The 12,823-nt window shown below is 61.3% G+C and carries 11 protein-coding genes; 9 read left to right on the top strand and 2 right to left on the bottom strand.

What is annotated here, in order from left to right; translation table 11 throughout:
* The first annotated feature begins 19 nt into the window (after positions 1-19).
* From ABV589_RS05130 to ABV589_RS05115, 4 genes are all read left to right on the top strand, one after another.
* Positions 20-853, top strand: a complete 834-nt coding sequence (locus tag ABV589_RS05130) for an alpha/beta fold hydrolase (protein WP_367085153.1) — start codon at positions 20-22, stop codon at positions 851-853.
* A 46-nt stretch (positions 854-899) separates the two neighbouring features.
* A complete protein-coding gene (locus ABV589_RS05125) occupies positions 900-1,337 on the top strand; it encodes a thioesterase family protein (protein WP_097088660.1) in 438 nt (145 codons plus the stop codon).
* Positions 1,338-1,505: 168 nt separating this feature from the next.
* Entirely contained in the window at positions 1,506-2,465 is a 960-nt protein-coding gene (locus ABV589_RS05120; RefSeq protein WP_367085152.1) for a tRNA-dihydrouridine synthase, read from the top strand.
* A gap of 121 nt (positions 2,466-2,586) precedes the next feature.
* A complete protein-coding gene (locus tag ABV589_RS05115; protein WP_007969230.1) occupies positions 2,587-3,030 on the top strand; it encodes an Hsp20 family protein in 444 nt (147 codons plus the stop codon).
* A 48-nt stretch (positions 3,031-3,078) separates the two neighbouring features.
* Here the strand turns inward: ABV589_RS05115 and ABV589_RS05110 are convergent, their stop codons facing one another.
* Together ABV589_RS05110 and ABV589_RS05105 are read right to left on the bottom strand one after the other, a co-directional pair.
* The gene (locus tag ABV589_RS05110; protein WP_367085151.1) at positions 3,079-6,357 is read right to left on the bottom strand and encodes a PAS domain S-box protein; all 3,279 of its coding nucleotides are present in this window, start codon (positions 6,355-6,357) and stop codon (positions 3,079-3,081) included.
* A gap of 68 nt (positions 6,358-6,425) precedes the next feature.
* Positions 6,426-7,316: a LysR family transcriptional regulator gene (locus tag ABV589_RS05105; RefSeq protein WP_108591687.1), complete on the bottom strand. Its 891-nt coding sequence runs from the start codon at positions 7,314-7,316 to the stop codon at positions 6,426-6,428.
* 141 nt (positions 7,317-7,457) lie between these two features.
* Between ABV589_RS05105 and leuC the strand changes: the two genes are divergently transcribed.
* From leuC to asd, 5 genes are all read left to right on the top strand, one after another.
* Complete coding sequence (gene leuC, locus ABV589_RS05100; protein WP_367085150.1) at positions 7,458-8,876, top strand: 3-isopropylmalate dehydratase large subunit; 1,419 nt, start codon at positions 7,458-7,460, stop codon at positions 8,874-8,876.
* 10 nt (positions 8,877-8,886) lie between these two features.
* On the top strand, positions 8,887-9,531 hold the full coding sequence (gene leuD, locus ABV589_RS05095) for a 3-isopropylmalate dehydratase small subunit (RefSeq protein ID WP_367085149.1): 645 nt from the start codon (positions 8,887-8,889) through the stop codon (positions 9,529-9,531).
* 145 nt (positions 9,532-9,676) lie between these two features.
* Positions 9,677-10,444: a class I SAM-dependent methyltransferase gene (locus ABV589_RS05090; protein ID WP_367085148.1), complete on the top strand. Its 768-nt coding sequence runs from the start codon at positions 9,677-9,679 to the stop codon at positions 10,442-10,444.
* 55 nt (positions 10,445-10,499) lie between these two features.
* Positions 10,500-11,582 carry a 3-isopropylmalate dehydrogenase gene (gene leuB, locus ABV589_RS05085; protein ID WP_007969236.1) on the top strand — a complete coding sequence of 361 codons (1,083 nt, stop codon included), beginning with the start codon at positions 10,500-10,502 and terminating at the stop codon, positions 11,580-11,582.
* A gap of 66 nt (positions 11,583-11,648) precedes the next feature.
* Positions 11,649-12,761: an aspartate-semialdehyde dehydrogenase gene (gene asd, locus ABV589_RS05080; RefSeq protein ID WP_003226428.1), complete on the top strand. Its 1,113-nt coding sequence runs from the start codon at positions 11,649-11,651 to the stop codon at positions 12,759-12,761.
* Positions 12,762-12,823 lie beyond the last annotated feature (62 nt).

The raw sequence follows: 12,823 nt of genomic DNA, 5'->3' as shown, positions 1-12,823 counted from the left end.
CACGCCTGAGGAGAGAGCGATGAACACGTTGAAGTGGATTCGTGGCGTTAATGGCACCTTGGGCTGGATTGCACCAAAGCAGGTAGCGAGCAAAATGCGCACAGCGTTCATGACGCCGCGCGCGCTGCCGCTGCGAGATTGGGAGTTGCCATTGCTGGCGAGTTCCGAGCGGATCACCCTGCGCTTCGGCCTGTCGGCGCTGCGTTGGGGGCAGGGGCCGGCGGTGCTGTTGATGCACGGTTGGGAAGGGCGGCCCACCCAGTTTGCGGCGTTGATCACGGCGCTGGTTGAGGCCGGTTACACGGTCGTTGCCCTCGATGGCCCGGCCCATGGTCGTTCGCCGGGGCGTGAAGCCAACGTTGTACTGTTCGCCCGCGCCATGCTCGAAGCGGCCGCCGAATTGCCTCCTCTTCAAGCCGTCATCGGCCACTCCATGGGCGGCGCCAGTGCCATGCTCGCGGTGCAACTGGGCCTGCGCACCGAAACCCTGGTCAGCATCGCCGCCCCTGCGCGAATACTCGGCGTGCTACGCGGTTTCGCTCGCTACGTCGGCATGCCACCGCGGGCGCGCTCGGCGTTCATCCGCCAGGTCGAGCAGGACGTCGGCATGCGCGCCGCGACCCTTGATGTCGCGCACTATCAACTGGATATGCCGGGCCTGATCGTGCATGCCGAGGACGATAACTTCGTCTCGGTCAAGGAATCGCAATTGATTCACGAATCATGGTTCGACAGCCGCCTGCTGCGCCTGGAAAGCGGCGGCCACCAGCGCGTGCTGGCCGACCCTCGGGTGGTTGATGGCGTGTTATCACTGTTGGCCGGGCGCAGCCTTCAAGCGCGGCAATCGGCCTGACATCCGTTACACTGCCCCGGTTGAATAATCTGACCGGGAGTGGGGCATGGGCTGGGATCGGGCAACGCCGTTCACCATTGATCTGCAAGTAGGCGCCGAGGACATCGACGGGCTGGGCCACGCGAACAACGCGGTGTACGTGACCTGGCTCGAACGCTGCGCCTGGCGCCACTCGCAGCGTCTGGGACTGGATCTGGTCGAGTACCGGCGTCTGGATCGGGCGATGGCCGTGGTGCGTCACGAAATCGATTATCTGGCGGCGGCCTACGAAGGTGATGAGCTGCAACTGGCGACCTGGATCGTGGATTGGGACCAGCGCCTGAAAATGACCCGGCACTTCCAACTGATCCGCCCGAGCGACAACGCCACCCTGCTGCGCGCCCAGACCACCTTCGTCTGCATCGAGCTGTCCAGCGGCAAGCCCAAGCGCATGCCGGCGGAGTTCATCGAGGGTTACGGCCCGGCGATCCTGTCCCTGGCCTGACCCGATCCCTGTAGGAGCTGCCGCAGGCTGCGATCTTTTGACTTTGATTTTTAAAGATCACAATCAAAAGATCGCAGCCTGCGGCAGCTCCTACAGGTGGTCGTGGGTTTAACCGGCTTAATCCAGTAAACTGCCGCACGTTTTTTCTTCCTGAGTAGTGTTTTCCCCATGCAAATTGCCCTGGCGCCCATGGAGGGGTTGGTCGACGACATCCTGCGCGACGTGCTGACCCGCGTTGGCGGCATCGACTGGTGCGTGACCGAGTTCATCCGGATCAACGATCAGTTGCTCACCCCGGCCTACTTCCACAAGTTCGGCCCGGAGCTGCTCAACGGTGCCCGCACTCGTGCCGGTGTACCGCTGCGCGTGCAATTGCTCGGCTCTGATCCGGTGTGCCTGGCGGAAAACGCTGCACTGGCTTGCGAGCTCGGCTCGCAAGTCATCGACCTGAACTTCGGCTGTCCGGCCAAGACCGTCAACAAGTCCCGGGGCGGGGCGGTGCTGCTCAAGGAGCCGAAGCTGCTCAACTCCATCGTCGAACACGTGCGTCGCGCGGTGCCGGCGCACATCCCGGTCACCGCGAAGATGCGCCTGGGTTTCGACAGCCCGGACGGCTCGCTTGTGTGCGCCACCGCGCTGGCCGAGGGCGGCGCCGAGCACATCGTGGTGCATGCCCGGACCAAGGTTGATGGCTACAAGCCGCCGGCGCATTGGGAGTGGATTCCGCGGGTGCAGGACGTGGTCAAGGTGCCGGTGTTCGCCAACGGTGATATCTGGAGCGTCGAAGACTGGCGCCGTTGCCGCGAGATCAGCGGCGTCGAAGACATCATGCTCGGACGCGGTCTGGTATCGCGCCCGGATCTGGCCAAACAGATCGCTGCCGCACGGGCCGGCGAAGACGTGGTCGAGATGAGCTGGGCTGAGCTGCTGCCGCTGATTCAGGACTTCTGGCTGCAAGCCAAGGCGCAGATGACTGCACGGCAATCGCCGGGTCGCTTGAAGCAATGGCTGGCGATGCTGACGCGCAATTATCCCGAGGCGACCGAGCTGTTTACCGTGCTGCGTCGCGAGACAGAACCGGACCAAGTCTCGCGGTTACTCGGCTTGCCGGTCGCCGATGCAGCCTGAAAAAAATCTGCAAATAATCTCTTGAAATCATTTTGGCGGTCCCTATCTAAGGGTTACGCGATGCCGAATTCGGGTCGCGGAGTCAAAAAACCTTGCTGATTGTTTTCAGGAGATTTGAACCATGAGTACTGCATTTTCCCTGGCACCACTGTTCCGTTCCTCGGTGGGTTTCGACCGTTTCAACGACCTGTTCGAAACCGCTTTGCGCAACGAGCCAGGCAGCACCTACCCACCCTACAACGTGGAAAAACACGGTGACGATCAATACCGTATCGTCGTAGCGGCCGCCGGTTTCCAGGAAGAAGACCTGGAGCTGCAAGTCGAGAAGGGTGTGCTGACCATCAGTGGCGGCAAGCGTGATGCCAACGAAGGCGTGACCTTCCTGCATCAAGGCATTGCCCAGCGGGCTTTCAAGCTGTCCTTCCGCCTGGCTGATCACATCGAGATCAAGGCCGCCGATCTGAGCAACGGTCTGCTGAGCATCGACCTGTTGCGGGTGATCCCGGAAGAAGCGAAAGCCAAGCGCATCCCGATCAACGGGGCGCAGAAGCCGGTTCTGCAATAAGGCCGAGCAAGAAAAAAGGGCGCCACTGGCGCCCTTTTTTTGTGCCCGTCATTCGAGCATCTTTTTCAACTCATCCAGTGCCACCGGCCGACTGTGCAGGTAACCCTGATACAAATGGCAACCCAGCCCCTGCAGGAACGCCAGTTGCTCCGGCGTCTCCACGCCTTCGGCAATCACCTCCAGTTCCAGGCTGCGGGCCATGGCGACGATGGCGCGGATGATCTCGGCGTCGTTGGGGTCGGTGGTCGCGTCGCGGATGAACGACTGGTCGATTTTCAGGGTGTCGACCGGCAGGCGCTTGAGGTAGGTCAGCGATGAATAGCCGGTGCCGAAATCGTCCATGGCGAAGCTCACGCCTAGTTTTTTCAGGCGGCGCATCTTGATGATGGTGTCATCCAGATTCTGGATCACGATGCCTTCGGTGATCTCCAGTTTCAGCAGCGAGCAGGGCAGGCCGTGGCTGCTCATGCTGTGTTCGATGCGTTCGACGAAATCGTTCTGGCGGAACTGCCGTGGGCTGATGTTCACGCACAGGCTGAAGTTGAGCGGATCGACCAGTCTCAACGCGATCAATTGTTTGAACGCCTCGCAGGCCTCGTCGAGGATCCAGGTGCCGACTTCCAGAATCAGGCCGCTGTCCTCCAGCACCTTGATGAATTCGGTGGGCGATTGCGCGCCGAGTTCCGGGTGATTCCAGCGCACCAGCGCTTCGGCGCCGATGATGCGGTTGTCCCGCGCATCGACCTGCGGCTGGTAATGCACGTTGAATTCACCACGCGATAGCGCCAGGCGCAGATCGGTCTCCATGCGCAACCGTTCGCTGGCCGCTTTCTGCATGGTGTTGTGGTACATCTGCGTGGTGTTGCGCCCGGAATCCTTGGCCCGGTACAGGGCGATGTCGGCGCGTTTGAGCAGGTCGGTCGGGGTCGAGCCGTGATCGGGAATCAGTGCCACGCCGATGCTCGGTGTCACCTGCAGGCGCTGGCCGTCGAGGAACATCGGCTCCGAGAGCAGCTCGCGAATGGTGTCGGCCAGCTCGCGCACTTGCACGCTGACCTCGTTGCGCGTGCCTTCGAGGCCACTGAGCAGCACCACGAACTCATCGCCACCCAGGCGCGCAACGGTGTCCTCCATGCGCACGCTGGCTTCGAGTCGCGCGGTGATGATTTTCAGCACCGTGTCGCCGACCGGGTGGCCCAGCGAGTCGTTGATGTGCTTGAAGTGGTCGAGGTCGAGGAACAGCAGCGCACCGCGCAGATTGTGGCGTTTGAGCAGGGCGATCTGTTGGCTCAGGCGATCCATCAGCAAGGCGCGGTTGGGCAGATTGGTCAGCGGATCGTGATAGGCCAGATGGCGGATCTGCGCTTCGGCGTTTTTCAGCAGGCTCACATCCCGGGCGGTCAGCAGCAGGCACGCGGTTTCGTTGAGGGTGATCGGTTCGATCGACACTTCCACCGTCAGCAGTTCGCCGCGTTTGTTGCGCCCGAGCATTTCCTGATGGTGCACGCGGCCTTTGATCTGCAGTTCGGCAAGCAGCGCCGAGCGTTGTTTCTCTTCGGCCCAGATGCCGATCTGGTACACGGTCTTGCCCACCACTTCTTCGGCGCGATAGCCGGTGAGGCGGCAGAAACCGTCGTTGACCTCCAGATAGCGCCCAGTGTCACGTTCGGTGATGGTGATCGCATCGGGGCTGGAGTGAAATGCTTTGGCGAATTTCTCTTCGCTGGCCTTGAGTGCGGCTTCGGAGCGCTGTTGTTGGGTGATGTCGCGCAGGGTGGTGACGATGCACGGCTGATTGCCGACGCTGATCTGCCGGCTGGAAATCACGCACGTCAGCGACTGGCCGTCCTTGTGCTGGACGATGATCGCGACATTGCTCAGGCCCTGTTCGCGGATGACGCGTTCGATGCGTTGCAGACTCTTCGCCGAGGCGTCCCACAGGCCGATGTCTTCGGCGGTGCGCCCGATCACATCGGCAGCGCTCCAGCCGAAGGTCTGGGTGAAGCTGTTGTTGATTTCGATGAACTCGCCGCTGTCCTGACGGGTGACGCAGATCGGGTCGGGACTGACCTGGAACAGCGTGGCAAATTTCTCTTCGGAGGCGACCAGGCGTTGTTCGCGCTCGACCTGATCGGTGATGTCCAGCAAGGTCCCGGCCATGCGCAGCGGCGCGCCGTTTTCGTCGCGATAGAGGCGGGCGCGGCTTTCCAGATAACGCGAACTGCCATCCGCCAGCTGCACGCGATAAGTCAGTTGATAGTTGCCCGCCGGGCCTTCACGCAGGCTGCGGTAGGCGTCGCGCATGCTGTCGCGCTCCTCGCCGGGCACGCCTTCGAAGAATTCCTCGAATGACTCGTGAAACGGGATCGGTTCCAGCCCGTGCAATTGCGCGGCCCGCGCCGAGCCGTAGAGCATGCCGCTGGGGATGTGCCAGTCCCAGGTGCCGAGTTGCGCCGAGTCCAGCGCCAGATCAAGGCGTTCCTGGCTGTCTTTCAAGGCGTGTTCGGCGGCTTTGCGTTCGGTGGTATCGAGAAACGTGCTGAGCAGATACGGCTGGCCTTCGAGTTCGACCTTCTGCGCACTGAGGATACCGTCATGAATCTGCCCGTTGCTGGCGCGAAACTGCACTTCCATGCTGATCAGTTCGCCCTTGGCCTTGGTCTTTTTCACCAGCTCTGCGCGTTGCTCGGGGTGTACCCACAGGCCCAGTTCCAGTGTGGTGCGGCCAATGGCGCTCTGTACCGGCCAGCCGAACAGGCTTTCGAAATACTGGTTGGCCTCGCTGATCAGGCCGTCTTCCTGGCGGGTCAGCAGCACCATGTTCGGGCACAGGTGAAAGAGTGTGGCGAAACGTTTCTCGGAGCTGCTCAGAGCCTGTTCGCGCTGGCGCTGGTGGGTGATTTCGCGAATCACCCCGATCATTCGGGGGCGCCCGTGTTTGTCCGGCAGCAGGCTGCCGCTGATCTCCAGCCAGTGCAGGCTGCCGTCGGGCCAGCGGATGCGGTGGTGCATCGCCTGTTCCAGCGGCGCGCCGGCAATCACTGCGTGGAAGGCGCGCACGGTTTTCGCCCGGTCTTCGGGGGGCAGCAGGTCGAGGTATTCCAGGTCTTGGGGTAACGGTTGCCGTGGATCGAAGCCAAATAGCGCCTGAGTGCCCCGCGACCAGCTGATCTGCCCGCGCTCGATGTCCCAATACCAGGCGCCGAGCCGTGCGCCGTTGAGCGCGGCAAGCAATTGCGGCGCACTCTCCCAGCTCTGCTCGGAACGTCGCGGATCAATGGCCTGAATACGCGGCATCGGCGGAATTCGGTCAACAGATTTCGGCATTGTTAACGGGCCTTGAGCTGATGGTGGCGTTAGGCACAGGGACAGCGGCTCTATAGGAGTAGCACAAGTTAGCCTGGAGTCCCTGGCAGATCGATTTGCGCATCCAGCAAGGCCATGAAAGCCCTTGCCGCATTCGACAGCGTCCGTTCGGTGTGCACGATATAGCCTAGCTGGCGACTGAGCTGTATGCCCGGCAAAGGTACGCGCGCCACTTGTTCATCGAGCATGGTGCGTGGCAGAACACTCCAGGCCAGACCAATGGAGACCATCATCTTGATGGTTTCCAGGTAGTTGGTGCTCATGGCGATGTTCGGCGTCAGCCCCTGGGCCTCGAACAAACGTTGGACAATATGATGAGTAAAGGTGTTGCCTCCGGGAAAAACCGCCGGATGGCCGGCAATGTCCGCCAGACTCACTGCGCCATTGCTGATCAGCGAATGCTCTGGCGCCACCACGAAATCCAGCGGGTCGTCCCACACCGGCGTGGCTTTGACCAGTGTGTGTGGCTCTGGCGCCAGGGTGATGACTGCCAGTTCCGCACGGCCATGGAGAATTTCCTCGTAGGCCACTTCCGAATCGAGGAACTGAATATCCAGCGCCACCTGTGGGTAACGACGGGTGAACTCCCTTAACAGCGGCGGCAAACGGTGCAGGCCGATGTGGTGACTGGTGGCCAGGGTCAGCCGGCCGCTGACTTCACCGGTGAGGTTGGTCAGGGCGCGGCGGGTGTCGTCCAGCACGTTGAGAATCTGATAGGCCCGGGGCAGCAGGGCGCGGCCAGCCTCGGTCAGACCGACTTCGCGGCCCAGTCGATCGAACAGCCGCACCTTCAATTGTTGCTCGAGTCCGGCGATGCGTTTGCTGATCGCCGGTTGCGTCAGGTGCAGGCGTTCACCGGCGCCGGAGAAGCTGCCGGTCTCGGCAATCGCGATAAAAGCGTTGAGGTTGGCCAGATCCATGAATCGTATTCCAGTTGGTTATCCAAAGCATAAAAAATATGAATTTGAGTTATTTAATCTAACCCCATAGGATCGGCCTCACAAGCCAAAGGGTTATTGATAAGCCCAGGGCATAGAAACAAGCTGATGAGGAACCGTCTGATGGCCGGCAAAACGCTCTACGACAAGCTCTGGGATTCGCATTTGGTCAAACAGCGCGACGATGGCTCTGCGCTGATCTACATCGATCGTCACATCATCCACGAAGTGACCTCGCCGCAAGCCTTCGAAGGCCTGCGTCTGGCCGGGCGCAAGCCGTGGCGCATCGATGCCAACATCGCGACCCCGGACCACAACGTACCGACCACGCCGGAGCGCAAGGGCGGCATCGCAGCCATTGCCGACCAGGTCTCGCGTTTGCAGGTTCAGACCCTCGATGACAACTGTGATGAGTACGGCATTGTCGAGTTCAAGATGAACGACATCCGTCAGGGCATCGTCCACGTGATCAGCCCGGAGCAGGGCGCAACCTTGCCGGGCATGACCGTGGTCTGCGGCGACTCGCACACCTCGACCCACGGCGCTTTCGGTGCCTTGGCGCACGGGATCGGCACTTCCGAGGTCGAGCACGTGCTCGCCACCCAGTGCCTGGTCGCGAAGAAAATGAAGAACATGCTGGTACGCGTCGAAGGCCAGTTGCCGTTCGGCGTGACCGCCAAGGACATCGTCCTCGCGGTAATCGGCAAGATCGGCACCGCTGGCGGTAACGGCCATGCCATCGAATTCGCCGGCAGCGCGATTCGCGACCTGTCCGTCGAAGGCCGCATGACCATCTGCAACATGTCCATCGAGGCCGGCGCCCGTGTGGGGCTGGTGGCTGCGGACGAAAAGACTGTCGAATACGTCAAGGGCCGTCCGTTCGCACCGACAGGCGCGCAGTGGGATCAGGCGATTGAAGCCTGGAAAGACCTGGTCTCCGACGCCGACGCCAAGTTCGACACCGTAGTTGAGTTGGACGCTGCGCAGATCAAGCCGCAAGTCAGCTGGGGCACTTCGCCGGAAATGGTGTTGGCCGTTGATCAGAACGTGCCGGATCCGGCCAAAGAGATGGATCTGGTCAAGCGCGACTCGATCGTCCGCGCCTTGAAATACATGGGTTTGACCGCCAATCAGGCGATCACCGACATTCAACTGGATCGCGTGTTCATCGGCTCCTGCACCAACTCGCGCATCGAAGACTTGCGCGCTGCGGCTGTGATCGCCAAGGGCCGCAAAGTGGCTTCGACGATCAAGCAGGCCATCGTGGTGCCGGGTTCGGGTCTGGTGAAGGCCCAGGCGGAGGCCGAAGGTCTGGACAAGATCTTCCTCGAAGCCGGTTTCGAATGGCGTGAGCCGGGTTGCTCGATGTGCCTGGCGATGAACCCGGACCGTTTGGAGTCCGGCGAGCATTGCGCCTCGACCTCCAACCGTAACTTCGAAGGCCGTCAGGGCGCCGGTGGTCGTACCCACCTCGTGAGCCCGGCCATGGCCGCTGCGGCGGCGGTGAACGGTCGTTTCATCGACGTTCGTGAATTGATCTAAGGAGCGCAGCATGAAAGCTTTTACCCAGCACACTGGTCTTGTCGCGCCTCTGGATCGTGCCAACGTCGACACCGACCAGATCATCCCGAAGCAGTTCTTGAAATCGATCAAGCGCACCGGTTTCGGCCCGAACCTGTTCGATGAGTGGCGTTACCTGGATGTCGGCCAGCCGTATCAGGACAACTCCAAGCGCCCGTTGAACAAGGACTTCGTGCTCAACGCCGAGCGTTATCAAGGCGCCAGCGTATTGCTGGCCCGCGAGAACTTCGGTTGCGGCTCCAGCCGTGAACACGCGCCATGGGCGCTGGAAGAATACGGTTTCCGCAGCATCATCGCGCCGAGCTACGCCGACATCTTCTTCAACAACAGCTTCAAGAACGGCTTGCTGCCGATCATCCTGAGCGATGCTGAGGTCGATGAATTGTTCAAGCAGGTCGAGGCCGAGCCGGGCTATCAACTGCAGATCGATCTGCACGAGCAGACCGTGACCAGCCCGAAAGGCAAGGTGTACCGCTTCGAGATCGACGCGTTCCGCAAGCATTGCCTGCTCAATGGTCTGGACGACATCGGCCTGACCTTGCAGGACGGTGATGCGATTGCGGCATTCGAGGCCAAGCATCGTGTGAGTCAGCCGTGGTTGTTTCGCGATGCGTAATGATTCGAAGCTGATGTAGTCAGAGCTGGCCCCATCGCTGGCAAGCCAGCTCCCACAGGGATTTGCGGTGTTCACAAAACCTGTGGGAGCTGGCTTGCCAGCGATGAGGCCGGAACAGGCATCCCAAGATCAAAAGGAAGTCCCCATGACCAGCACCGCCCAGCACACCCAGGTTGTACAAAAGCAATTCGGTGAACAGGCCGCCGCCTACCTGAGCAGCGCCGTTCACGCTCAAGGCACCGAATTCGCGCTGCTACAGGCTGAGCTGGCAGGGCAGGGCGATGCCCGGGTGCTGGATCTGGGTTGCGGCGCTGGTCATGTGAGTTTTCATGTGGCGCCGCTGGTCAAGGAAGTGGTGGCCTACGACCTGTCGCAGCAAATGCTCGACGTGGTCGCTGCTGCGGCTGTGGATCGTGGGTTTGCCAACATCTCCACGGTCAACGGCGCCGCCGAGCGCCTGCCGTTTGCCGATGGCGAATTCGATTTCGTGTTCAGCCGTTATTCGGCGCACCATTGGAGCGACCTCGCGGTGGCCCTGCGCGAAGTGCGTCGGGTGCTGAAACCGGGTGGTGTGGCGGCGTTCGTTGACGTGCTGTCGCCGGGCAGCCCATTGTTCGACACCTATCTGCAGAGCGTTGAAGTGCTGCGCGACACCAGCCATGTGCGCGATTATTCCGCCGGCGAGTGGCTGCGTCAGGTCAGCGAGGCCGGGCTGCATACCCGCAGCACCAGCCGTCAGCGCCTGCGTCTGGAGTACAGCAGTTGGGTCGAGCGTATGCGCACGCCCGAGGTGATGCGCGCGGCGATCCGCCAGTTGCAGCAGTCGATGGGCAACGAAGTGCGCGAATATTTTGAGATTGATGCCGACGGCTCGTTCAGTACAGATGTGATTGTGCTGATGGCCGAACGCTAAGCATTTTTCCCGGCGCGCCCGTTATAAGCGTACCGATTGAAGACACGAGGAAAGCATGAGCAAGCAGATTCTGATTCTCCCAGGTGACGGTATTGGTCCGGAAATCATGGCCGAAGCGGTCAAGGTGCTGGAGCTGGCCAACGACAAGTACAGCCTGGGCTTCGAGCTGAGCCATGACGTGATCGGTGGCGCGGCCATCGACAAGCATGGCGTGCCGTTGGCCGACGAAACCCTCGAGCGTGCCCGTGCTGCCGACGCCGTGCTGCTGGGCGCAGTGGGCGGCCCGAAATGGGACACCATCGAGCGTGACATCCGCCCTGAGCGCGGTCTGCTGAAAATCCGTGCGCAACTGGGCCTGTTCGGCAACCTGCGTCCGGCGATCCTCTACCCGCAACTGGCCGACGCTTCGAGCCTGAAGCCGGAAATCGTTGCCGGTCTGGACATCCTGATCGTTCGTGAGCTGACCGGCGGCATCTACTTCGGCGCGCCACGCGGCACCCGTACTCTGGACAACGGCGAGCGTCAGTCCTACGACACCCTGCCGTACAGCGAGAGTGAAATCCGCCGCATTGCCCGCGTCGGTTTCGACATGGCCATGGTTCGCGGCAAGAAGCTGTGCTCGGTGGACAAGGCCAACGTGCTGGCGTCCAGCCAACTGTGGCGTGAAGTGGTCGAGCAGGTTGCCAAGGATTACCCTGAAGTCGAACTGAGCCACATGTACGTCGACAACGCCGCCATGCAACTGGTGCGCGCACCGAAGCAGTTCGACGTGATCGTCACCGACAACATGTTCGGCGACATCCTCTCCGACGAAGCGTCGATGCTCACCGGCTCCATCGGCATGCTGCCGTCGGCCTCGCTGGATTCGAACAACAAGGGCATGTACGAGCCTTGCCACGGTTCGGCGCCGGACATCGCGGGCAAGGGCATTGCCAACCCGTTGGCGACCATTCTGTCGGTGTCGATGATGCTGCGTTACAGCTTCAATCTGCACGATGCGGCCGATGCCATCGAGAAAGCCGTCAGCGTGGTGCTGGATCAAGGCTTGCGTACCGGTGACATCCATTCGGCCGGTTGCACTAAAGTCGGAACGCAGGAAATGGGTGACGCAGTAGTCGCCGCGCTGCGGAATCTGTAATCTCTCGGGCCCGCTGCGAAATTCAATACAAAGCAGCGGCCCACTTTTCAAGAAGGTGTAGTTGCGATGAAACGTGTAGGTCTGATCGGTTGGCGCGGCATGGTCGGTTCCGTGCTCATGCAGCGGATGCTGGAAGAGCAGGATTTCGATCTTATCGAGCCGGTGTTTTTCACCACTTCCAATGTCGGTGGCCAAGGCCCGTCCGTGGGCAAGGACATTGCTCCGCTCAAGGACGCTTACAGCATTGAAGAGCTGAAAACCCTCGATGTGATCCTGACCTGCCAGGGCGGCGACTACACCAGCGAAGTGTTCCCGAAGCTGCGCGAAGCCGGCTGGCAGGGTTACTGGATCGACGCGGCTTCCAGCCTGCGGATGAACGATGACGCGGTCATCATTCTCGACCCCGTCAACCGCAAGGTCATCGACCAGCAACTGGACGCGGGCACCAAGAACTACATCGGCGGCAACTGCACCGTCAGCCTGATGCTGATGGGCCTGGGCGGTCTGTTCGAAGCCGGTCTGGTCGAGTGGATGAGCGCCATGACTTATCAGGCGGCCTCCGGTGCTGGCGCGCAGAACATGCGTGAACTGATCAAGCAGATGGGCGCGACCCACGCTGCGGTGGCCGATCAACTGGCCGATCCGGCCAGCGCGATCCTCGACATCGACCGTCGCGTGGCCGAAGCCATGCGCAGCGACGCCTACCCGACCGAAAACTTCGGCGTACCGCTGGCCGGCAGCCTGATCCCGTGGATCGACAAGGAACTGCCGAACGGCCAGAGCCGTGAAGAGTGGAAGGCCCAGGCCGAGACCAACAAGATCCTCGGCCGCTTCAAGAGCCCGATCCCGGTCGACGGCATCTGCGTGCGCATCGGCGCCATGCGTTGCCACAGCCAGGCGCTGACCATCAAGTTGAACAAAGACGTGCCGATCGCCGATATCGAAGGGTTGATCAGCCAGCACAACCCTTGGGTCAAACTGGTGCCGAACAACCGCGACATCAGCATGCAGGAGCTGAGCCCGACCAAGGTCACCGGCACCCTGAACGTACCGGTGGGTCGTCTGCGCAAGCTGAACATGGGTTCGCAGTTCGTCGGTGCTTTCACCGTCGGCGACCAGTTGCTGTGGGGCGCGGCCGAACCGCTGCGTCGCATGCTGCGGATCCTGCTTGAGCGTTGATTGCTTGAGCTGTGAAAGAGCCCGCGCCTTGTGAGAGGTGCGGGTTTTTTTATGCCTGAGGT

It is taken from the genome of Pseudomonas sp. HOU2 (assembly GCF_040729435.1).
In the GTDB taxonomy this organism is placed as follows: Bacteria; Pseudomonadota; Gammaproteobacteria; order Pseudomonadales; family Pseudomonadaceae; genus Aquipseudomonas.
The sequence above is the reverse complement of the archived record's forward strand: the minus strand, read 5'-3'. Positions and strand labels throughout refer to the sequence as shown.

Coding starts and splice junctions, on each gene's coding strand:
- asd (WP_003226428.1), top strand. CDS start 11,649: ATGAAACGTGTAGGTCTGATCGGTTGGCGCGGCATGGTCGGTTCCGTG.
- leuD (WP_367085149.1), top strand. CDS start 8,887: ATGAAAGCTTTTACCCAGCACACTGGTCTTGTCGCGCCTCTGGATCGT.
- leuB (WP_007969236.1), top strand. CDS start 10,500: ATGAGCAAGCAGATTCTGATTCTCCCAGGTGACGGTATTGGTCCGGAA.
- ABV589_RS05105 (WP_108591687.1), bottom strand. CDS start 7,316: ATGGATCTGGCCAACCTCAACGCTTTTATCGCGATTGCCGAGACCGGC.
- leuC (WP_367085150.1), top strand. CDS start 7,458: ATGGCCGGCAAAACGCTCTACGACAAGCTCTGGGATTCGCATTTGGTC.
- ABV589_RS05110 (WP_367085151.1), bottom strand. CDS start 6,357: ATGCCGAAATCTGTTGACCGAATTCCGCCGATGCCGCGTATTCAGGCC.
- ABV589_RS05115 (WP_007969230.1), top strand. CDS start 2,587: ATGAGTACTGCATTTTCCCTGGCACCACTGTTCCGTTCCTCGGTGGGT.
- ABV589_RS05130 (WP_367085153.1), top strand. CDS start 20: ATGAACACGTTGAAGTGGATTCGTGGCGTTAATGGCACCTTGGGCTGG.
- ABV589_RS05125 (WP_097088660.1), top strand. CDS start 900: ATGGGCTGGGATCGGGCAACGCCGTTCACCATTGATCTGCAAGTAGGC.
- ABV589_RS05120 (WP_367085152.1), top strand. CDS start 1,506: ATGCAAATTGCCCTGGCGCCCATGGAGGGGTTGGTCGACGACATCCTG.
- ABV589_RS05090 (WP_367085148.1), top strand. CDS start 9,677: ATGACCAGCACCGCCCAGCACACCCAGGTTGTACAAAAGCAATTCGGT.